Annotated in this window: 13 protein-coding genes; 6 read left to right on the top strand and 7 right to left on the bottom strand. The window is 59.3% G+C overall.

Features of this window, described 5'->3' with window-relative positions; translation table 11 throughout:
- Positions 1–82: 82 nt before the first annotated feature.
- The 3 genes from msrB to M9Q49_RS07130 all read right to left on the bottom strand — a co-directional run bounded on the left by msrB (position 83) and on the right by M9Q49_RS07130 (position 4,286).
- The gene (gene msrB / locus M9Q49_RS07140; RefSeq protein ID WP_254508025.1) at positions 83–565 is read right to left on the bottom strand and encodes a peptide-methionine (R)-S-oxide reductase MsrB; all 483 of its coding nucleotides are present in this window, start codon (positions 563–565) and stop codon (positions 83–85) included.
- 92 nt (positions 566–657) lie between these two features.
- Positions 658–1,299, bottom strand: a complete 642-nt coding sequence (locus M9Q49_RS07135; RefSeq protein WP_254508024.1) for a response regulator — start codon at positions 1,297–1,299, stop codon at positions 658–660.
- 17 nt (positions 1,300–1,316) lie between these two features.
- Positions 1,317–4,286 carry a sensor histidine kinase gene (locus M9Q49_RS07130; protein ID WP_254508023.1) on the bottom strand — a complete coding sequence of 990 codons (2,970 nt, stop codon included), beginning with the start codon at positions 4,284–4,286 and terminating at the stop codon, positions 1,317–1,319.
- Between the two features lie 285 nt (positions 4,287–4,571).
- On the opposite strand from M9Q49_RS07130, the gene M9Q49_RS07125 reads away from it, so the two are divergent.
- From M9Q49_RS07125 to M9Q49_RS07115, 3 genes are read left to right on the top strand one after another with little or no spacing between them, the layout of a single operon-like run.
- A complete protein-coding gene (locus M9Q49_RS07125) occupies positions 4,572–6,017 on the top strand; it encodes an efflux RND transporter periplasmic adaptor subunit (protein WP_254508022.1) in 1,446 nt (481 codons plus the stop codon).
- A gap of 6 nt (positions 6,018–6,023) precedes the next feature.
- On the top strand, positions 6,024–9,170 hold the full coding sequence (locus M9Q49_RS07120; RefSeq protein WP_254508021.1) for a multidrug efflux RND transporter permease subunit: 3,147 nt from the start codon (positions 6,024–6,026) through the stop codon (positions 9,168–9,170).
- Positions 9,167–12,310 (top strand): multidrug efflux RND transporter permease subunit, encoded by a 3,144-nt coding sequence (locus tag M9Q49_RS07115; protein WP_254508020.1) that lies wholly within the window; start codon positions 9,167–9,169, stop codon positions 12,308–12,310. Before M9Q49_RS07120 ends, M9Q49_RS07115 begins: the two co-directional genes overlap by 4 nt.
- Positions 12,311–12,537: 227 nt before the next feature.
- On the opposite strand, the gene M9Q49_RS07110 is transcribed toward M9Q49_RS07115, so the two are convergent.
- Positions 12,538–13,362, bottom strand: coding sequence for a sugar phosphate isomerase/epimerase family protein (locus M9Q49_RS07110; RefSeq protein WP_254508019.1), 825 nt, complete (start codon positions 13,360–13,362; stop codon positions 12,538–12,540).
- Between the two features lie 39 nt (positions 13,363–13,401).
- Entirely contained in the window at positions 13,402–14,373 is a 972-nt protein-coding gene (locus tag M9Q49_RS07105; protein ID WP_254508018.1) for an aldo/keto reductase, read from the bottom strand.
- Positions 14,374–14,565: 192 nt separating this feature from the next.
- Between M9Q49_RS07105 and M9Q49_RS07100 the strand changes: the two genes are divergently transcribed.
- A complete protein-coding gene (locus M9Q49_RS07100) occupies positions 14,566–15,744 on the top strand; it encodes a thiolase family protein (RefSeq protein ID WP_254508017.1) in 1,179 nt (392 codons plus the stop codon).
- Positions 15,745–16,017: 273 nt separating this feature from the next.
- Positions 16,018–17,958, top strand: a complete 1,941-nt coding sequence (locus M9Q49_RS07095; protein WP_254508016.1) for a hypothetical protein — start codon at positions 16,018–16,020, stop codon at positions 17,956–17,958.
- Positions 17,959–17,970: 12 nt separating this feature from the next.
- On the opposite strand, the gene M9Q49_RS07090 is transcribed toward M9Q49_RS07095, so the two are convergent.
- The gene (locus M9Q49_RS07090) at positions 17,971–19,245 is read right to left on the bottom strand and encodes a sulfatase family protein (protein WP_254508015.1); all 1,275 of its coding nucleotides are present in this window, start codon (positions 19,243–19,245) and stop codon (positions 17,971–17,973) included.
- Between the two features lie 338 nt (positions 19,246–19,583).
- Between M9Q49_RS07090 and M9Q49_RS07085 the strand changes: the two genes are divergently transcribed.
- Positions 19,584–20,834, top strand: a complete 1,251-nt coding sequence (locus M9Q49_RS07085; protein ID WP_254508014.1) for a PDZ domain-containing protein — start codon at positions 19,584–19,586, stop codon at positions 20,832–20,834.
- 147 nt (positions 20,835–20,981) lie between these two features.
- On the opposite strand, the gene M9Q49_RS07080 is transcribed toward M9Q49_RS07085, so the two are convergent.
- Complete coding sequence (locus M9Q49_RS07080; protein ID WP_254508013.1) at positions 20,982–21,731, bottom strand: gamma-glutamyl-gamma-aminobutyrate hydrolase family protein; 750 nt, start codon at positions 21,729–21,731, stop codon at positions 20,982–20,984.
- Positions 21,732–22,076 lie beyond the last annotated feature (345 nt).

The following is a 22,076-nucleotide window of genomic DNA, read 5'->3' as shown; positions in this document are numbered from 1 at the left end:
GGCCGAAAATCGCTGACGCTCTTTCGGCAGCGCGCGGTCGTTTTACCTCAGCCCATCGTTTTCGGAGAAAACGACGACAATGTTAATCGGCAGCCGGATCGGCCAAGCGCGCCACCTGGTTGCTGGGGGCGAACAGCAGTGATGCCGAATTCAGATTGAAACGCTGACCGCTGGGGTGCGGACCATCAGCGAAGACATGACCGAGGTGGCCGGCGCAGCGGGCACAGCTGACTTCCAAGCGTTGCAAACCATTGCGCTGGTCGGGACGCAGGATGATGTTGGCGGCAGCCAAGGGCTGATAGAAACTAGGCCAGCCGCTTCCCGAATCAAACTTCGCATCCGAAGAAAATACCGGCAGTCCGCAACCCGCGCAGAAATAAACGCCCTGCTGCTTGTTGTCGAGGAGCATGCCGCAAAAGGCGACCTCCGTATCTTGCCGACGGAGCAGACGAAACTGATCGGGAGACAGCAGCGCTCGCCATTTTTCTTCGGGCAGATCCCAATCGGCCGTCGGGAGCGGACCGACTAATTGGCCGGCGCGGTTGAAAACATAGAACAATTTCATCTGGCACAATCATGGTTAGGTTTGCACCAACAGTGTGCCAATCGGGGCGAAAATTGTCATATGCCATTCGGCATAAGGATTGCCATTTAGAATTATTTTAGATGAATGATGCCCCGCTGCAGGGCAATGGTGACGGCTTGCGTGCGATCGGAAGCATTCAGCTTGGCCAAGATGTTTTGCACATGAATCTTTACGGTGCCGCTGGCGGCGCCCAGGTATGCGGCGATTTCTTTGTTGGCTTTGCCTTGCGCGACCAGGCTCAGGACTTCGGTTTCGCGCGGCGTGAGGGCGTTTTGCGGAAAGTAGCCCGCCACGCGATCAGCCACTTCACGCGACATCAGCTTTTGGCCGGCAAACACTTTGCGCACGGCATTGAGAACTTCGGTGTGAACCATTTCTTTGAGCAGATAGCCGCGCACGCCCGCTTCGAGCGCGCGATAAATGTCTTGATCGCCATCGAAGCTGGTGAGCGCGATGATTTTGGCATCGGGAAACTCGTCCCGAATTTGTTTAATGGCCGAAATGCCGTCGAGATCGGGCATGCGTAGATCCATCAACACCACATCGGGCTGATGTTTGCGATAGAGTTCGACGGCCAGGCGGCCGTTGGCCGCTTCGGCGACGAGTTCGATATCGGCTTCGTTCGAGAGGATGGCGACGATCCCTTTGCGGACGAGCGGATGATCGTCGGCGCACAGAACGCGAATAATTTGTGGCGCTGCTTCGTCGGTCATGATTTCACCGGTTCCAATTATCGTTTCAAGGCAGCGGCGGATGACAGCGGCAGGCTGAGCAGAACGGTCGTTCCTTGCCGCGGCTGACTGCGCCACTGCACGGTGGCGCCGATCTGGCTCGCGCGCTCGCGCATGCCGATGAGGCCGTAATGGCCCGGCTGGGCCTGCTCGAGATGCCGCGCCACATCAAAACCCTGGCCGTCGTCGTGAACCGTGATGGCCACTTCGTGGGCGTTGGATTTCAAACGAACTTCGACAGCGCTGGCCTGCGCGTGCTTGATGGTGTTGCTGATCGCTTCCTGCACGATCCGCAGCACGTTGTATTCGACATCGGGATTGAATTTTCCCGCGAGTGGGCCAAGTTGCAGCTGCAACCGCAGGTCGCTCCCTTCGGTCAGTTGGCGGGCCGATTGCGTGATGGCGGCAGTGAGCCCCGATTCAGCATTCTCGGGATTGCGCAGGCCGGCGACAGAGCGGCGGGCTTCGCTCAGACAGTTGCCGGCGTCGCTAATGATCTCGCTGAGCGTCGCCAGATCATCCGGCTTTTTCAAGCGCGCGGCGAGCGCTTGCATTTGCATGGTCACACCCGAGAAACCTTGAATGAGCGTGTCGTGCAGTTCGCGAGCAATGCGGTTACGCTCGCCGAGCACCACTTGCAAACGTTCTTTGACGCGCTGCATACGCAGACGAAAAGCAATCCAGGCCGCGGCGACGATCGCAAAGACGACGCAGAGCAAAAACGCCCAGGTTTCATAAAAGTGCGGCCGGACCGTGAACTCGAGGGGCGTGGATTCTGTCTCCACGCCGTCGGAATTCAAGGCGAGCACGCGAAAGCGATAACTGCCGGGGGCCAGATTGGTGTAGAACGCTTCGCGCCGCGAACCGGCGTTGATCCAATCGGCATCGAACCCGGCAAGTTGATAGCGAAACGTAATCCGCGTCGGCGAAGCGAAGCTGAGCGCCGTGTAGTGAAAATCAAAATTGGTCCGCCCCGGCGGCAGCGTGGCCAATTGTTTGGCCGAAGTGCTTTGGCCATTCACATTGATTTCTTCGATCACGACCGACGGCGGCGGCAGCGTGCGCGTCGAACGCTGCGGATCGACGACGAGAATGCCGCGAATCGTCGAGAACCAAATGCGGCCATCCTCCATTTTCCAAACGGCGGGCTGCACGCCGCGGCGGCATTCGATGGTCCGCGAAGCATCGGTCGGGCTGAACGGCGTGCAGTTGATTTGGCTGATGCGCCCTGCCGAGAATTGCTGCAGTTCTTCGGCTAGTACCGAAAAAATGCCGCGACTGCAGGCCACCCATAGTCGGCCTCGGTCATCGCTGGCGATCCCCACGATGTCGTCATCGTAGAGTCCATCTTTCGCGCGAAAGCGGAAGTGCTTGTCGCCATCGATCAGCCCGAGGCCGCCGTCGCGGAAGGCGACCCACAAGTGGCGTTGCGCATCGACATGAAAGGCAACCACGTCGCGCCAGCCGGTAAGTTGCTCGTCGAAGAGAGTCACCTCGCCATCGGCGATGCGATATAGCTCACCGCCTTCGACGGCAGCGATTAAATATCCGCCGGGATGAGCGACCAACGCTTGAATCGGCCGCGTCATATCCAGGCCTGGTGGCTTGACCAGTTTCCCGGCGTGCAGTTTGACGATTCCACCTGAAGTGCCGATCCAAAGCGCGCCAGCTTGATCGCGGCAGAGAGCCAGAATTTTATTCGCCGGCAATCCCTCGGCTGTGGTGAACTGCTCGACGATTTGCCCCGCATGTTCACGACACAGGCCGGCATCGGTGCCGATCCACAGATCGCCGGCATCACCAGCGAGCGACAGAATGCGTTGGCTGGGGAGCTCGGCTTGCAAGGTCGCCGCGAGGGCAAACTCCCGCCCGGCAAACTTCGCCAGTCCCGCATCGAGCGTGCCGACCCAAATATCTCCCTGCTCGGTTTGCAGCACGGGCCCCGTGTCGTTGCTGGGCAAGCCTTCGCTCGTCGTAAACGGCAAGAGCGTGCGGCGATCGACGAACTGATTCAGACCATACTTCGTGCCGACCCACAGGCTCCCTTCGTGATCTTCACAGAGCGCGAGCGCCGTGCTCTGCGACAAGCCGTCGCGCGATTGAAAACTCTCGAGCCGATCTCCCTGCACTCGGCAGTAGCCGTCTTTGGTACCGATCCAGAGCCCCGCTTCTCGGGCAGTTGCCAGGCAAAGCACTTCGTCGCTTCCCAGCCCGCCGGCGACCGTAAAGAGTCGCTCGGTTTCGCCACTGCGGCGCAGTAGCCCAGCCGATGTTCCGAGCCAAACGGTGTCGCCAGGCCCAGCATGAATCGCGTTGATCGTGCTCTCGGCTGGCAGCGCTTTAAAACTCTGCTTGGTGAACGCGGTTCCATTTGAAGTCCAAACGGCGGGACCGGCAGTAGCAATCCAGAGCGTTCCGTCGGCTGCTTCATCGAGCGCGTGAATCGGCAGCGAGCGGAGATTTTCCTGATTCACCGCCGCCACTTTGCCATCGCGCAGACAGGCCAGGCCCCGATCGGTGCCGATCCACAGATCGCCGCGGCGATCAACTTGCAAACAACGAACATGATTCGAAGGAAGCCCCTCGGCCTGCCCAAACGAAGTGACGCGACCGGCCCGCCAGCGAATCAGGCCAGCGTCTTCGGTGGCGATCCACAGGTTCTGGTCGTTGTCCTCGCACAGGTCCCGAATCCAGCATTTTGCCAACTGCTCGTGATCGGCAAACATCGGCACAAACCGCACGCCATCGAACCGAAACAAACCGGCCTGAGTGCCCAACCACAGATAGCCATCCTTGGTCTGAAAGATGGAATAGATCACGACCCGCGGCAGCCCTTGGGGCGTTTGCCAGATGCGAAGCAGGGCTTGCGAGAGTGGCCGCTGCGGATCGAGCCCATGAGCGGCGGTTGAAAAAAACACAGTTCCGAGCACCAACAAACCGGCGGCAAGTAACCAGCGGTTGCTGGACACTGCCGGGGTCGATCGGGCATGCGGAAATGTCATGTAAGGAAATTCCGGAAATCAGGCGCAACCGCGCCGTTATTTCGATTAAAATCGATTTTCCACCAGCCAACCAGTGACGCCAAGTCGAGAACCAGCCAGGGGTTCTAAACTTCCATTACTGCAGCCAGCTTGTCATATGCCTAACGGCAGATACCCCAGCAGCCCGCTGTGGCGTTCAATGATAAGTGTAGATCGATAGCCTCTCCAAACTTCCCGCCTTTGCCTGGCCCGAGTAATTTCGGGCACCATACGATGATCAGGAACGCGCCCGTTTCCGCTCCGCCCTCCGAGGCGAAAAGCCGGCCCGCAGCCGAGCGCCGAGCCCCGGAACGCACGCAGGAAGAAACCCTGCCGCCTCCGGCTCAACAGCCATTGCCCGCGGAGCCGTCGACCCAACACTCGCCGATCGCTCGTGAAGCCGCGCGCGAGCCTAAGCAGTCTCGCCTCGGCACCTGGATCACTCTAGCGGTGCTCGCCATCGGCGCGGGGGCCGGTTGGTATTATCGCGCCCAATGGTGGCCGAAGGTTTCGGTATATTTTGCCGCTAAGGTCGAGGCCCCCAAGGGCCCCCGCGTGGTGCCCGTCGTCACCGCCACGGCAACAACTCGCGACTTCGATTTGTATCTCAACGGCCTGGGAACCGTCACCGCGTTGAAGACGGCCACCATCCGCAGCCGCGTCGATGGCGAGTTGATCAGCGTGCCGTTTGAAGAAGGCGAGATCGTCGAAAAGGGAACCTTGCTGGCCCAGATCGACTCGCGCCCCTTCGAAGTGCAGCGCGACCAGGCCGCCGGCCAACTGGCCCGCGACGAAGCCACGCTGAAGACGGCCAAGAACACGCTAGAGCGTTACTACGACCTCTTCAAGAGCAAAGGCATCTCGAAGCAAGAGCTCGAGAACCAAGAGTCGCTCGTACATCAGACCGAAGGGATGGTGAAAAGCGATCGCGCGATGGTAGCCAATGCCGAACTGCAAATCACTTACTGCCGGATCATCTCGCCTTTCAAAGGTCGCATCGGTCTGCGCTTGGTCGACGTCGGCAACATTGTGCGGGCCAATGATCCGAGCGGTCTGGCCGTGATGAATCAGCTCGAACCGATTGCAATCACGTTCACGATTTCTCAGGACGAAATCCCCCGCGTGCAAGCTCGCTTGCTGAAGGGGGACGACCTGCAAGTCGAAGCCTATGATCGCGACTTCAAGAACAAACTGGCGACGGGAACATTGTTGGCCACCGACAACCAGGTCGATGCCACCACTGGCACGTTGCGTCTGAAAGCGATTGTTGACAAAGACGCTGGCGCGCTGTTTCCCAATCAGTTTGTGAACACGCGGTTGCTCGTCGATACCAAGCACAACGCCACGATCGTTCCTTCGGCTGCCGTGCAACGCGGCCCCACTTCCAATTTTGTGTATGTGGTGCAAGCCGATAGCACGGTCGAACTGCGCGATGTGATTCCTGGGCCGGTGGAAGGAACCGAAACGTCGATCGAAAAAGGATTGAAAGAAGGCGAAGTGGTGGTGACCGAAGGGCTCGACAAGCTGCAGCCCAAAGCCAAGGTTACGACTCGCGATGCGAAGTCCGGTGACGCGAAAGCTGGCGGCAAAGATGCTGCTCAGGAAAAAGGGAAGCGCGAGCCCAAGTCCGATTCGCCAGCCGGAAAAAAGCCTGGTGAGCCGGTGCCCGCCGCGAAGTAACGCCCGATGAATGTCTCTCGCCCATTTATTCTACGGCCGGTCGCGACCGTATTGCTGATGACTGCGATTACGCTCGCGGGCATCATCGCCTATCGCTTGCTGCCAGTGTCGGCGTTGCCGCAGGTCGACTATCCGACGATACAAGTCGTAACGTATTATCCCGGCGCCGGTCCCGACGTGATGGCGTCGTCGGTCACCGCACCGCTCGAGCGGCAGTTCGGTCAGGTTCCCGGCCTCACGCAGATGACCTCAACCAGCTCGGATGGCTGTTCGATCATCACGCTTCGCTTTTCGCTCGAGCTCGATATCGACGTCGCGGCCCAGCAGGTGCAATCGTCGATCAACGTGGCTTCGACCTTCCTGCCGCGCGATCTGCCGAATCCACCGATCTATTTGAAGACCAATCCCGCCGATACGCCGATCCTGACGCTGGCGATTTCCTCGGAAACGCTGCCGCTCTCGAAGGTCGAAGATCTCGCCGATACGCGACTCGCGCAAAAAATCTCGCAGCTCAGCGGCGTGGGCATGGTGAGCATCAGCGGCGGCCAAAAGCCAGCGATCCGCATTCAAGTCAACCCGACCGCCCTCTCGGCGCTGGGCCTGAATCTCTCGGACGTGCGGGCCACGATCGCCGCCGCCAACGTGAACCAGGCCAAGGGGAGTTTCGACGGTGCGCGCCAGGCTTTCACCATTGGCGCCAACGATCAGATCTTTACCAGCGAGCAGTATCGCAAGCTGATTGTCACCTATCGCAACGGCGCACCGGTGTTGATGTCAGACGTCGCCGATGTCATCGACGACGTTGAAAATCAACGCCAAGCCGCCTGGATGAACGACACGCCGGCGGTGATTTTGAATATCCAGCGCCAGCCAGGCGCGAACACCATCGAAGTGGTCAACCGCGTGAAGGATCTGCTGCCGCAACTCAAAGACGCGCTACCAGCCGCGGTGTCGATCAAGATTCTCACCGACCGTACTGTCACCATTCGTGCGTCGGTCGAAGACGTGCAGATCGAACTCCTCTTCACCATCGCACTGGTGGTGTTTGTGATCTTCGTCTTCCTGCGCAACTTCTACGCCACGATCATCCCCAGCGTCGCCGTTCCCCTGTCGCTGATCGGTACGTTCGCGGTGATGTACTTGCTCGATTACAGCTTGAACAATCTCACGCTGATGGCCCTCACGATTTCGACGGGCTTTGTTGTCGACGATGCGATCGTGATGATCGAAAACATCATGCGCTACATCGAAGAAGGCGAATCGCCGCTCGACGCCGCACTCAAGGGCGCCGAGCAGATCGGCTTTACGATTGTTTCGCTCAGCGTGTCGCTCATCGCGGTCCTCATTCCGCTCCTCTTCATGGGCGATATCGTGGGGCGGTTGTTCCGCGAGTTTGCCGTGACCCTCAGCGTGACCATTCTCATGTCGGCCGTGGTCTCGCTCACGCTCACACCCATGATGTGCGCCAAGCTCCTCAAGCACGTCGACCCGAACAAACATGGCCGGTTGTTCCACATGTCCGAGGCGGCCTTTGAATGGGTCATTCGCGTTTATGGCGTGACCTTGCGTTGGGTTCTGCGACATCAAACGGCCACGATGTTTGTCTCGCTCGCCACGCTGCTCGCCACCATCGGCCTGTATGTGATAGTGCCGAAGGGCTTCTTTCCCGTGCAAGATACGGGCGTGATTCTGGGCATCTCCGAGGCGCCGCAGAGCACTTCGTTCGAAGCCATGTCGCGCCGGCAACTCGCGTTGAATAAGGCGATTCTCAAGGATCCCGCCGTCGACAGCTTGTCGAGCTTCATCGGCATCGACGGGACGAACACCACGGCCAACAGCGGCCGCATTCAAATCAATCTCAAGCCGCATGAAGAGCGCCACGAATCTGCCACCGAAATCATTCACCGCTTGCAAGAGCTGGTGAATGATGTGAAGGGGATTCGCCTCTTCATGCAACCAGTGCAGGACTTGACGGTCGAAACTCGCGTCAGCCGCACGCAATATCAATACAGCTTGGAAGATCCCGATTCCAAAGAGCTCGACGAATGGGCGCCGAAGTTCGTCGCCAAGCTGCGCGAACTGCCGCAGCTGCGCGACGTGGCCAGCGATCAGCAGAACTCCGGGCTGCAAACTCGGGTCGTCATCGATCGCGATATTTCGTCGCGACTGGGAATCACGCCGCAGATGATCGACGACGCGCTGTACGATGCCTTCGGGCAGCGGCAAATTTCGATCATGTTCACGCAGCTGAATCAGTACCGCCTGATTTTGGAAGTACAGCCGGAGTTTCGCGATTCGCCCGGCGATCTCAGCGAAATCTATATCCGCCCGCCGAACGGCAAAGCCGTGCCGCTGAGCACGTTCACGCGGATCGAAGAAACCACCGCGCCGCTGACGATCAATCATCAGGGGCAGTTTCCCGTGGTGACTGTCTCGTTCAACCTGGCCCCAGGCGTTTCGCTGGGACAAGCCGTCGAAGCAATCGACCTGGCGAAGACCGAACTCGACATGCCGCCGAGCATTGTCGGCAGCTACCAAGGGACGGCCGAAGCATTTCTGGCGTCGCTCAAGAACACTCCGCTGCTCATTCTTGCCGCGCTGGTGACCGTCTATATCGTGCTGGGCGTTCTCTACGAAAGCTACATTCATCCGATCACGATTCTCTCGACGTTGCCGTCGGCGGGCGTGGGCGCTCTCGTCGCGCTGCTCCTCTGCCGTTCCGATTTGAGCGTGATCGGTTTGATCGGCATCATCCTGCTGATCGGCATCGTGAAAAAGAACGCGATCATGATGATCGACTTTGCGCTCGATGCGCAGCGCAATCAGAACAAGGAACCGTACGAAGCCATTTTCGAAGCCTGCCTGTTGCGTTTTCGGCCGATCATGATGACGACGATGGCGGCGTTACTGGGCGCCGTGCCGCTCGCGATTGGCACTGGTACCGGCTCCGAACTGCGCAGCCCGCTCGGCATCACGATTATCGGCGGTTTGATCTTCAGCCAGCTGCTCACGCTCTATACCACGCCGGTGATTTACCTCTGGTTCGATCGCCTCGGCACTTGGTTCGGGATTCGAGTGCAGACCACGTCGGTTCCTGAGAACGATTTGCCAGGACATGCGGTGGCACATGCGACGCACGGAGGCGAGGCATGAGCCTGTCGACTCCGTTCATTCGGCGGCCCGTCGGCACGACGCTGCTAACCATCGCCGTCACGCTCGCCGGCGCGCTGGGTTATGTCTTGCTGCCGGTGTCGCCGTTGCCGCAGGTCGAATTTCCCACGATTCAAGTCAGCGCGAACTTGCCCGGCGCTAGTCCAGAAACAATGGCCACCGCCGTGGCGACTCCGCTCGAACGGCAGTTCGGCCGCATCGCCGGTGTGACCGAGATGACCTCGGCAAGTTCGCTGGGCGCGACGAGCATCACGCTGCAATTCGATCTCGATCGCAACATCAACGCGGCTGCGCGCGATGTGCAGGCCGCGATCAATGCGGCTCGCGGCCAGTTGCCGACCAACTTGCCGAATAACCCGTCCTATCGCAAGGTGAATCCCGCCGATTCGCCGATCATGATTCTCGCGCTCACGTCGGACAACTACACCAAGGACAAGCTGTACGACGTTGCTGCGACGATCTTGCAGCAAAAGCTCTCGCAGGTGGACGGGGTTGGTCAGGTAAGCGTCGCCGGTGGTTCGGCGCCCGCGGTCCGCGTCGATGTGAATCCCACAATCCTCAACTTTCTCGGCCTGGGTTTGGAAGACGTGCGCGCCGCGCTCGGCACGGCCAACGCCAATCGGCCGAAGGGGAGTATTTCCAACGGCGAAACGACTTGGGCTTTGAATGCCACCGATCAACTTCTGACGGCTAAGGAATACGCGCCGCTGATCGTCGTTTATCGCAATGGTTCGCCGGTTCGCTTGCAAGACGTCGCGAAAGTGACGGATGCGGTCGAGGATACGCGGGCCTTTGGTATTTACGAAGGCAAACCGTCGATCCTGCTGATCGTTTTTCGGCAGCCGAATGCCAACATCATCGGCACGGTCGATCGCGTCCGCGAATTGCTGCCGCAGCTTGACGCGCAAATTCCCGCTGCCATGGACCTGCACGTGGCGCTCGATCGCACGGCGACCATTCGCGCTTCGCTCGAAGACGTGCAGTTCACGCTGGCGCTCTCGGTGGGCCTGGTGATTTTGGTGGTGTTCATTTTTCTGCGCGACTGGCGCGCGACGCTCATTCCCAGCGTGGCCGTTCCCGTGTCGCTCATCAGTACGTTCGGCATGATGTACTTGGCCGACTACAGCCTCGACAATCTTTCGCTCATGGCGCTGACCATTGCCACGGGCTTCGTCGTCGATGATGCAATCGTGGTGATCGAAAACATCGCCCGGCACATCGAAAAAGGGATGACGCCGATGCAAGCCTCGATCAAAGGGGCGCAGGAAATCGGCTTTACGGTTTTATCGATTAGCATTTCACTCGTGGCCGTGTTCATTCCCATCTTGCTGATGGGTGGCATCGTCGGTCGGCTGTTTCGCGAGTTTGCAGTGACCCTAACGGTCGCCATTGCCGTGTCGCTGGTCGTTTCGCTGACTACCACGCCCATGATGTGCGCCTATTTGCTGAAGAATCAGCACGAGCGCAAGCATGGCCGTATTTATGAATTCAGCGAGCGGATTTTCGAATGGATTCTCGGCGTGTACGAACGATCGCTCCGTTTTGTCTTGCGGCATCCATTTGCCACGCTGCTCGTGACGCTGTCGACGCTCGTGCTCACCGTTTATTTGTACGTGATCGTGCCGAAGGGATTTTTTCCGCAGCAAGACACAGGCCGTTTGACCGGCAGCTTGATGGCCGATCAAGACACGTCTTTCAAATCGATGTCGCGGCTGCTTGAACAATTTGCCGCGCTCGTCAGTGCCGATCCCGCGGTCGACGGAGTGACTGCTCAAACCGGCGGCAGCGGCGGCATGGGTGGCGCGACCAACTCCGGCCGCATGTTCATTGCGCTCAAGCCCCTCAACGAGCGAAAAGCTTCGGTCGATGATGTGATCAAGCGCATTCGTGAGAAGTCCTCGAAGTTGCCCGGCGCGACGCTGGTGCTGTTGCCCGTGCAGGACTTGCGCGTCGGCGGTCGCGTGAGCAGCGCGCAATATCAATACAACCTGCGCGGCGACAGCTTGAAGGAACTGAACGACTGGAACCCCAAGCTGCTCCGCGAAATGCGGAAAATCGAAGGTCTGGTCGACGTCAACACCGATCAGCAGAACAAAGGTTTGCAGTCGCGGCTGCAGATCGATCGCGACATGGCCGCTCGGCTGGGGATCACGCTGGCGACGATCGACAACACGCTGTACGACGCTTTCGGGCAACGGCAGGTGGCCACGATGTACGAATCGCAGAATCAATATCACGTCGTGATGCAAGTCGAGGACGAGTTCGCCGAAAGTCCGGAAGCTCTGAAGTACATCTTCATTCGCGGACCGGGCGACTCGCAGATTCCGCTGAAGACACTGTATCGGCAAACGGTGACCAACTCGGCACTCTCGGCCAATCACTCCGGTCAATTTCCATCGACCACCATTTCGTTCAACCTCTCCAAGGGAACCTCGCTGGGCGAGGTCGTGCCGAAGATCGAGCAGGCCGCGCGCGATCTTGGCATGCCCGAAAGCATTCAGGGAAAATTCTCCGGCACCGCGCAGGCCTTTCAAGATTCGCTCAGCACGCAACCCATTTTGATTCTGGCAGCGCTCGTCACGGTCTACATCGTGCTCGGCATGCTCTATGAGAGCTACATCCATCCCCTCACGATTCTCTCGACCTTGCCTTCGGCTGGCGTGGGTGCGTTGCTCGCACTCATGATCTGCGGCGTCGAGCTGAACGTGATGGCGCTCATCGGCATTTTGCTGCTGATCGGCATCGTCAAGAAGAACGCGATCATGATGATCGACTTTGCGCTCGAAGCAGAACGCACTCACGGCATGACGCCCGAAAAGGCGATCTTCGAAGCCTGTATCCTGCGGTTCCGGCCGATCACGATGACCACCATGGCAGCCCTCTTCGCCGGCTTGCCGTTGGCGCTCGGCGTGGGCAATGGCGCCGAACTCCGTCAGCCGTTGGGCATCGCCATCGTGGGCGGTTTGATCTTCAGCCAAATGCTGACGCTCTACACGACGCCCGTCGTTTATCTCTACCTCGACCGCTTCCGGCTGTGGTGCGCCGGTGGACGCGAACAGCACGTTCCTGAGGTGCTCAGTGCGTTGCCAGCGTCACAGCCCGCGGCGTCAGCCAAGGGTTAGGCGCGTGAAACTTGGCCCGCGCTCTCTTAGCCACCAGCTTTAGCTGGTGGTAGAGACGCCACGAGTGCCAGGCTTTAGCCGTCGTTCCCGCGCGAGCCAATGGAATGGCTAAAGCCGGAACTGCTTGATTTGCTGCCACCAGCTAAAGCTGGCGGCTAAGCAAATGCATAGCAGAACCTTTGTGAGTGCAGTCGAGTCCATTCCACTTACTGCGTGCGTGGCTCTTTCTAGGATTGCAACTCCGCGAGCACGCCTTGCATGTACTCCATGCTCTCGCGGGCGAGGACTTCTACGCCCGGTTCGTAGTCGAAGACTTCGACGCTGACCCAGCCGCGGTAGTCGATTTCGGCGAGCGTTTGAAAGATCGGCACGAAGTCGAGTTCGCCCATGCCAGGGCCGCGGCGGTTGGGGTCGTTGGCGTGGAAGTGCTCGAGGACCTGCCGGTTCTCGCGGAGAAGCTCGGGAATCGATTTGCTTTCGCTCGACATGGCTTTGCAATCGAGGTGCAACCGAACATGCGGCGAGCCGATGCGCTCGATCAGTTCCACGCCGAGGGCTGCCGTATTGAGGAAGTCGCCTTCGGCTGGGCCGAGGGGTTCGATGGCGATGGTGACGTCGCACTCTTCAATCGTCGGCAGCGCTCGCTTCAAGCAATCGGCGGCGAGGTCGAGAGCCTGGTCGTGCGTCACGCCGGGAAGCAGGTTGCGCTGCAGCGGTGAACCGAGCACCATTACTTTGCCGCCGAGATCGCGGCAGAGGCGGGCCAGCTCTTGAAAATATTCGCTCGTCTTCTGCCGCACGGCGTCGTCGGGCGTCGTCAGATAAAAGCCGTTCGTCTTAGCCAGCAGCCAGTGCAAACCGATCACTTGCAGATCGGCGTCTTCGGCTTGCCGGCGAACTTCCGCGCGGCGGGCCGGAGAGATGTCGAAGACGTTCGTGGCAATCGTGAACGGCGCGATCTCAAGGCCGGTGTAGCCGACGTCGCGGGCAAAAGCAAAAGCCTTTTCGAACGGCCAATCGAGAAACGTTTCGTTGCAGATGGCGAATTTCATGGGGCGGAGCAGGGATGAAGGGTGGAAGGGATGAAGAGATTAGACCGCGCTGCGCGTGACGGCTGGGCCGCGACGGGCCAGCGCGGCGTTGATCTTGGTTAGTTCGGCAGTGGTGAAATCATCGGCCAAAGCGGCGGCGGATTCAATGATCTGCTCGGGGCGTTTCGCGCCGCAGAGCGCAGCTGTTATGCCCGGCTGCGCGAGCGTCCATTGGACGACGAGTTGAGCAACGGTCTTGTTCGAATCAGCGGCGATCGCGCGCAGGTCATCGAGTAGATCTTGATTGCGTTGCCACTCTTCGCCTTGAAACATCGGATACTTCGGCCGGCCGTCGCCAAGGCGAAAGACATGATCCCGCGGCAGTTTTCCCGCGAGCAAGCCCTTCAGCAGCGGCCAGTAAATGCAGAGGGCAATGTTGTGCTCGCGGCAGTACGGCACGAGATCGGTTTCGATCTGCCGTTGCAGCATGTTGTACGGCGGCTGCACCGCGGCGACCGGGCAAACCGCTTGAAATTCTTGCAACTGAGCAACGGTGACGTTCGAAACGGCGGCAGCGCGAATCAATCCTTGAGCATGCAGTTCGGCAATCGCGGCAGCAGATTCAGCCAGCGGAATGTTTGGGTCAGGGGCGTGCAGATAGTAGAGATCGATCTGCTCGATTTGCAACCGTTGCAGGCTCTCGCGGCATTCGCGATGGATCCGAGCGCGCGAGGCATCGAAGATGCGTTCTCCCTGCGGCCCCCAATGAATGCCGCACTTCGTGGCGATCACCAGTTGTTCGCGGCGGCCTTGGATCGTACGGCCGATCAGTCGTTCGCTGTCGCCATCGCTGCCATAGCACCAGGCAGTGTCCAGGAAGTTGATGCCCGCGGCGATGGCGGCTTCGATGGTCGCCTGGCTGTCGCGCTCGGTAACGTCGAGACTCGTCATCCCCGCAATCGGCCAGCAGCCGAGGGCCACGGGCGAAACGAGCAGACCGGAATTGCCGAGAGGACGATTGAGCTGAGGCATTGGAAATGTCGTGACAATATCGTTCCCTCCCCTCGGTACTCCGGGGAGAGGGTTAGGGTGAGGGGTCGAGGCTGCGAACCAAGTTTGTTCCGCTTCAGCCCCTCACCCCGTCCCTCTCCCCGGAGTACCGAGGAGAGGGGGTTCATACAATGCATACAATATATCGGATCAACAAATACACGGAGACCTCTCATGACCTCTTCCTACCTCATCGCCGCCCGGCGCACGCCGATCGGAAAAATGCTCGGCCAGTTGTCGACGTTGCCGGCGCCGCAACTCGGCGCGGCGGCGATTCGCGCGGCGCTCGCCGACAGTGGTCTCGCGGCCGATCAGATCGATGAAGTGATCCTGGGCAACGTGCTGCAAGCGGGCGTTGGCCAGGCGCCGGCGCGGCAAGCATTGCTGGCGGCGGGTTTGCCGGAGAACATTTCCGCGGTCACGGTCAACAAGGTTTGCGGCAGTGGTTTAAAAGCGGTAATGCTCGCCGATCAAGCCATACGCGCCGGCGATGCGCGGGCGATCATAGCCGGGGGAATGGAGAGCATGAGTCTCGCGCCGCATTTGCTCCCGGGTGTGCGGAGCGGTTGGAAGTTTGGTAATCAAACCGCGCTCGACGCGATGGTTCACGACGGCCTGTGGTGTGCGACCGAGCAGCGGGCCATGGGTTGTCTCGCCGACGACACCGCGCTCGGTAAATCGATCAGTCGCGCCGATCAAGATGCTTTCGCGCTCGCCAGTCAGGAACGGGCCGCCACGGCGACCGAGGCCGGCGCCTTTCGTGCGGAAATTACTCCCATCAAAGTGAAAGTCGGCAAAACGGAACAAGTGGTCGACCGCGACGAAGGGCCGCGCCCAGGCGTAACGCTCGCCGACCTGGCGAAGTTGCGGCCAGCCTTCGGCAGCGAGGGAACCGCCACGGCAGGAAATGCATCGCAGATCAGCGATGGGGCCGCGGCCGTCGTTGTCGTGGATGAAAAATTCGCCCAGGCTCAAGCCACGCCTTTCAAAGCCCGCATCGTCGCCGCAGCTGCCAGCAGCCTCGCTCCGAAGGATTTGTTTCTCGCGCCGATTGCGGCCGTCCGCAGCGTGCTCGGCAAGGCTCAACTATCGGTGAGCGATATCGATCTTTTTGAACTCAACGAAGCCTTTGCTTCCCAATGTCTGGCCTGCATCGGCGAATTAAAGCTACCGCCGGAGAAGACCAACATCCGCGGCGGAGCCATCGCGCTGGGCCATCCCATCGGCTGCAGTGGTGCGCGCGTGCTCGTCACGCTGCTGCATGCCTTGCATCAGCGACGCGAGAAACGTGGCCTGGCATCGCTGTGCCTCGGCGGCGGCGGCGCGGTGGCAATGATCGTAGAAATGGTGTGATCGCGACTGCCAGCACCAATGCGCAGGTAGTGTCTGTGTGTTCCGCCGCGGCCGCAGACTTTCACCAGCTTTGCCACGTGTCAAAGCTTCGCTATGATGTCGGTTGCGAAGTTATACCGTTGCTTCGCAATAAAGGATGAAAGACGCTCCGCGTACTTTTGCCGGCTTGTTCCGCCGATGATGAACATGCCTGCCAGGACGCTGGTGTCTGTTTTGATGCCGCTTCTGGGTCCCCTCTCCCCCGTGGAGGGATTCTTGCGAAGGAGTTTACTAGTGGCGCGTTTTGCCTGGCTGCCTCGATTGTTCGCCGTCGCTGCTTTATGTGTTGTCCCTCGTCTGGCAGTGGCTGCACAACCGGCGGAGTCGATTCTCCCGGCCACCACCAAGCTGTTTGTTTCTACACCCGATGTGGATGAAACCCGTCGCAAGTTTCAAGCGACGCAGTTGGGCGAGTTGAGCGCCGATCCGTTGATGGCGCCCTTCATCGAAGATCTGAAAAAACAGATCAGCAAAAAGATGGCCGCCGCTGGCAACGCCATGGGCATCAGCTGGGATGATATGGAAGGCTTGTACGGCGGCGAAGCTGTCATCGCCCGCATTCAGCCCGACCCCAAAGACAAGAACTCGTTCGCGATGGCCGTGATCGTAGATATCACTGGCAAACGCGAAAAAGCCGATACGCTGCTCAAGAAGATCGACGCCCAGCAAAAGCTGGAAGGCGCCACCCGCCGTGAAGTCAAAATCATGGACGGCCTGAACGGCGTGGAATATGTGCAAAAAGTCCGCCCGGGCGTGCCCCGTCCGGAGAAGGACTACTACTTCATCAAAGACAACTTCCTGGTCGCCACCGACTGGTATCAAACCGCGGTCGGCATGGCCAAGCGGATTGGTGTGAAGGACGCGGCCGACAGCCTGGCCAGCGTAGAAGCTTTCAAGTTCACGATGCAACGCAATGCAGAAGTGGGCGCGAAGGATAACCTGAGCCACCACGTTCGCTGGTTCATCGAGCCCTTTGGTTATATGGAAGCCTCGCGGGCTGCTAACCGTCGCGAAGCCAAGAAGGGCCCGGACCTGCTGAAGATTCTGCAGGCTGAAGGCTTCAATGCGATTCAAGGCATCGGCGGCTATGTGTTCCTCGATACGCCGAACGACGAAGTGCTGCACCGCACCTATGTCTATGCACCAGCTGACAAGAAGGCTGCTCCTGGCAATAAATTCGCCAAGGCGGCCCGCATGCTGGATTTCCCGAACACCAAAGACAAGCTCACGCCGCAGGCCTGGACGATGCCGGAACTCGGCACTTACCTGACTTGGAACTGGAAGATGAAGGATGCGTTCGGTTACGCCGAAACGCTGGTTGACTCGGTCGCTGGTGAGCCGGGCGTGTTCGACGATATGTGGGCCAGCCTCAAGAATGATCCGCACGGGCCGAAGATCGACATCTTCACCGGCCTGGTGAATCACCTCGGTGAACGAGCCACGCTCCTCTCCGACGTGCTGCAGCCCGTCGACGAACGGAGCGAGCGGATGCTCGTGGCGATCGAAGTCAGCAATCCGAAAATCGTTGCCGAGACTGTCAACAAGTTCTTCAAGGGTGATCCGACTGCCGTTCGCAAGGTTTTCGAAGGCCAGGAAATCTGGGAAATCCAGAACGAACAAACGGCTGCCGACGACGGCCCGATGCTCTCGATCGAAGGGACCGACTTTGTTGCCGCCGATAAGAAGGGCGAAGACGAAGAAGAAGGCCGTAAGAAGCTTCCGAACATGGCCGTGACCGTGTTCGAAGGCCACCTCGTGGTCGGCACGCACACCGATTACGTGATGGACCTGATCAAGAACGCGAAGAAGAAGGGCGCCCCGAGCCTGGCCGACCTGGATGACTTCAAGCGAGTCAACAAGCGGTTGGTCGAACTGGGCCAAGGCAACGACAGCTTCCGCTACTTTGCCAAGACCGAAGAATCGTACCGCGCCACGTACGAAATGCTGCGGGTCAACAAGTTGCCGCAAGCCGAAACGATGTTCGCTCGCATCCTGAACGCGATGCTCGACCAAGATCCAGACGATGGCGTTCGCAAGAACGAAATCGACGGCACGAAACTGCCGGCCTACGAAAAGATCACAAAGTACCTCGGCCCGACCGGCCTCTTCACCCAGTCGGAAGACAACGGCTGGTGGATTGTCGGCACGCTGCAAGTACGCGAACCGAAGAAATAGTTGAAACCACTCTTACGGTTTCCACCAACGATCTAACTCCAGCCGGAGCGATTCAACTCGCTCCGGCTGTTTTGTTGATAGATCGCGTTCTTCCTGCGGATCGACCTTCACGTCGTAAAGCTCCGCCGTCTTCCCATCGGCCGGCAAGATCAACTTCGACAGCGATTTCGCTGGGTCACGAATGTCGAGGCACCAGCGATACATCAAGCATGCAGCCGGCTTGTCGATGTCGACGACATCGTGCTCAAAGATCTCACCGAAGAGAAATTGCCGCTGCTTGATCTTTTCCGTCGCCAGCAGACTAATGCCCGGCAACTCTTTCGGAACTTCCACGCCGCAAGCGGAGAGAATCGTCGGAGCCAGATCGAGGCTGCTGACCGGTGTTGTATCGTCGCGCAGCGGTTTGACGCCGGCTGGCCAGCGAACGATGATCGGCGTGCGAATGCCACCTTCGTTCGGCGAGCGTTTGCTCCGCGGTGCGTACTTCGCCGATTCCGGGTCCTGCAGCCAGCCGTTGTCGGCGAGATAAACCACGAGCGTGTTTTTCGTCAGGTCGCGTTTATCGAGCAGCCCGAGCAATTCGCCGACGCTTTCGTCCCACCATTCGCACATCGCCCAGTAGCGGGCAACGTGAATGGAATCCGTCAGGGGCCGATACTTGTCGAGCAACCGCTGTGGCGGATTGTGCGGTGAATGCGGCAACATCGGCGCATACCAGAGAAAGAACGGCTGCGCGCCGTTCTTGTCGAGAAAATCGGCGACCGGCTGCAAACCCTCGCGGCCGATCTTCAAGCCGAGATCGCCGTGACGGCCACCCTTCGCTGGATCGCCGTGGGTCATGCCTGCAGTGAAGCCGCCCTCGGCGTGATTTCCTTCCCACCATTTGCCGCATTGAAAGCTGCTGTAGCCTTTGGTCGCGAGCAGCTTCGGCAACGTTTGCGCGCTCCGAACATGCTTGAGCATTTCGCGCCGATCGACACCCTTCGGCGGATCGTTGCCCGTGATGCCGTGCTGATGAGCGTATTGCCCGGTGATGAGCGTCATCAGGCTCGGCCTGCAGAGACTCGAAGGGACATAGCCGCGCAGAAAGAGCTGGCCCTCTTTGGCCAGCTGATCGAGATGCGGCGTGCGAATGTGCGGATGCCCCGCAAAGCTGTAATCGGTCCACGCCTGATCGTCGGAGAGAATGATGACAACGTTGGGCTTGGTCGGCTGATCGGCAGCGACGACGACTCTGATCGTTGACAGCACGCACACAACCACCAGCAAACGGCACACAGCAAGCATCTCGATTACTCTCCGCTGAATTTGAAATTTCCATCGGCTGCAGCGCCAGCATTCTCGGCGCTGAACGTCGGCGGGTCAAATCGGTTCCGTTCGTTGGCCAACCGCCGTTCAAACTGCTTGAAGTTCATCCAAGCGGCAGGGCCATACTGGTTCGTTGCGAATCTTTCGCCGCTCGAAGGAGTTATTTTCTGCGGCGTTTTTGCGACTATTTCGCGTGAAGATTTGCCATCAGCCGTGCGGCAGCCCGCTTCAGGCACAACGTGTGCAATCCGCCCATCCACGCTCACAGCCGCAGGATGTTCGCGGCAATCTTGTTTGTGAATTGATGGAGATCCGAAATGTCTGCCCCTTTATCTCAGTGGCTGCGGTCGTTGGCCGTCGCCGTTCCGACTGCAACTCTCAGCGCTCTGCTCGTCTCGCCGAGCCTGGCGCAAAATGCTCCGCCGAAAGATCCGCCCGCCGCGGCCAAAGAAGCCAAGGACGAAGTGCGTGACGCGAAGAAAGAAGTCCGCGACACTCAGCGTGACGCTCGTGATACCGTTCGCGAAGGCCGCGAAAATGTTCGTGACACCCGTCAGGAATCGCGCGAAGAAATCCGCGACACTCGCGACAAAGTCCGCGATCCACGCGATCCGAAGGATCCCGCCCGCGACCTATCACGCGACGCTCGCGATCCCGAAAATCTGAAACAACCGCTCCGTGAAGAACGCCGCGAAAACCGCCAGGAGCACGGCATTGGCGCCAACGTTCGCTTCAATGCTCAAGGAACTCGCGCTGCCGACATCGGCCTATGGTTCGAACGCGATTCGGCCGACAAGGGCCTCATCATCAGCGATGTAGCTACGAAAGGCGCGATCGCCAAGCTGGGCTTCCGCGAAGGAGACCGCATCATCTCGGTGAACGGCAACAATGTAGTCCGCCAGGATGAGTTCATTAATTATCTCTTCGCCGACGACGTCCGCAACGACAAGATCAAGGTCATCGTGATGCGCGACGGCAAAGAAGAGGTCATCATCGTTGAACCAGCCGTCTTCGTCGATGAACTTTCGTACGTCGAGCACGATCCGCTCGAAACTTTCGGCGTGATCATCGACGATCGCTACACCGACCGCATCGTGGTTCTGCGTGTCGTGCCTCGCTCGCCTGCTTACTATGCTGGCCTGCGTAGCGGCGATGTGATTACGGGCTTCAACGGCCAACGCCTGGCGAACATCGCCGGCCTGGTGCAACGGTTGACGGGCGCCGACGCGGGCGAAGTGCCGGTAACGATTACTCGCGGCCAAGCCAATCGCACGCTACACGTCGATGTGCCGAAGTTTGTGAATCGCACCGAACGACGCGCTGCTCTGCGGCCGAACTTTGACAATGCTGTCGAACGTCGTGAAGATCGCATCGATCGTCGCGACGACCGAATTGATGACCGTCGCGAACGCCGAGAGGAAGCTCCCCGGTTGCCGAACAACACCGCTCCCGCGGTGACACCGGCTCCGGTTGCTCCGCCAGCTGTTGCTCCGCCGACCGTCACGCCGCCATCGGCCCCCGGCAACAGCCCACCGGCTCGGCCAGGCTTGTTCCCGCGCAATAAATAGCGCGTTAGTCGATCCTCAAGCAGACCCGCTGAGTGGCAGCAGCGGGCCATGAAGACATCCGCGGCGAACGATCGTCGCGGATGTTTTTTTATGGATGTTTTGTATCGATGGCGAATCTAGTGCAGAATCGTTTCACCACTGAGCAAACTAAGCAGCAGCCATCTTCAGCAGCTTCTTCCGAGCGGTAACGCCGGTGATGAATTCTTCGAAGATCCGGACATCGAGCGCGGTGGCCGAGTCGGCTTCGGGATGGAACTGGGTGCCGAGGGCGAACCAGTCTTCGTTGCAGCTTTCGATGGCTTCGATCACGCCGTCTGGGCAACGAGCCGTGACGTTGAAGCCCTTGGCAACTTCGTCGATGCACATGTGGTGCGTGCTGTTGACGCGGATTTCGCCGTCGCCGTAGACACGTTCCATCAACGTGCCGAACACGATGTTGAGGCCGTGGCGGTGTTCCGGATCGAGCGGATCGCGGTGCGGCAGGGCATCGGGAAGTTCTTCGGGAATGTGCAGATAAAGATTGCCGCCTTGCGAGACATTCAGCAGCTGCATGCCGGCGCCAATGCCAAACACGGGCAAGTGAATGTCGGCGATGGCTTTGACCAACATGCGGTCAAATTCTTCGCGGCGTTGATCCATGAGCTTCACGCTGCTGTGCAGTTGATAGCCATCGCGACGAGGATCGAGATCGCCACCACCGACGAGCACAAAGCCATCGAGTCGCTCGAGAGCAGCGGCAATGTCGTCTTCGTCTTCCATCGGGGGCAGAATGAACGGAATGCCTCCAGCCGCTTGAATGGCGTTGTAGTAACCGGCCGGGACGTAGGTCAGCGCGGGGCCGGCCTTTTGAACGGGGCGGTAATCGGCATTCAGACCAATGACGGGCTTCTTCGACATGGACGAGTTCCTTTCGGTAGACACGCCTCAGATTCCATGAGGCAACAATTCCGCAACCATGCGAAATCTCTCACGCCGCTCGACTAACTCAACAAACGTGAATCAGCACCCAAGACGAACAAAAGGCAACCGGCGCATCGCCACGCAGCGATGTCTTGTTGTCGTGAGAAACCCGGTGCGGTGGGAGAGGAGCGCACCCAGTCAGTCCCTGACATTCGCCCCATAGATAGGGCGAGCCTGTTGATCTTTTGCACCGTTCGTCCAGAAGCGGCGCCCTGCGATCTCCTTATCGAGTGACCTCAGCCAATCCGTAGGCTGATGCTCGATCACAACTTCTCTGCGTCC

The sequence above is a fragment of the Anatilimnocola floriformis genome (genome assembly GCF_024256385.1).
Classification (GTDB): domain Bacteria; phylum Planctomycetota; class Planctomycetia; order Pirellulales; family Pirellulaceae; genus Anatilimnocola; species Anatilimnocola floriformis.
The sequence above is the reverse complement of the archived record's forward strand: the minus strand, read 5'-3'. Positions and strand labels throughout refer to the sequence as shown.

Excerpts from the sequence above, each read along its gene's own strand:
- msrB (WP_254508025.1), bottom strand. The coding sequence starts at position 565 with ATGAAATTGTTCTATGTTTTCAACCGCGCCGGCCAATTAGTCGGTCCG.
- M9Q49_RS07135 (WP_254508024.1), bottom strand. The coding sequence starts at position 1,299 with ATGACCGACGAAGCAGCGCCACAAATTATTCGCGTTCTGTGCGCCGAC.
- M9Q49_RS07125 (WP_254508022.1), top strand. The coding sequence starts at position 4,572 with ATGATCAGGAACGCGCCCGTTTCCGCTCCGCCCTCCGAGGCGAAAAGC.
- M9Q49_RS07120 (WP_254508021.1), top strand. The coding sequence starts at position 6,024 with ATGAATGTCTCTCGCCCATTTATTCTACGGCCGGTCGCGACCGTATTG.
- M9Q49_RS07115 (WP_254508020.1), top strand. The coding sequence starts at position 9,167 with ATGAGCCTGTCGACTCCGTTCATTCGGCGGCCCGTCGGCACGACGCTG.
- M9Q49_RS07110 (WP_254508019.1), bottom strand. The coding sequence starts at position 13,362 with ATGAAATTCGCCATCTGCAACGAAACGTTTCTCGATTGGCCGTTCGAA.
- M9Q49_RS07105 (WP_254508018.1), bottom strand. The coding sequence starts at position 14,373 with ATGCCTCAGCTCAATCGTCCTCTCGGCAATTCCGGTCTGCTCGTTTCG.
- M9Q49_RS07100 (WP_254508017.1), top strand. The coding sequence starts at position 14,566 with ATGACCTCTTCCTACCTCATCGCCGCCCGGCGCACGCCGATCGGAAAA.
- M9Q49_RS07090 (WP_254508015.1), bottom strand. The coding sequence starts at position 19,245 with ATGCTTGCTGTGTGCCGTTTGCTGGTGGTTGTGTGCGTGCTGTCAACG.
- M9Q49_RS07085 (WP_254508014.1), top strand. The coding sequence starts at position 19,584 with ATGTCTGCCCCTTTATCTCAGTGGCTGCGGTCGTTGGCCGTCGCCGTT.
- M9Q49_RS07080 (WP_254508013.1), bottom strand. The coding sequence starts at position 21,731 with ATGTCGAAGAAGCCCGTCATTGGTCTGAATGCCGATTACCGCCCCGTT.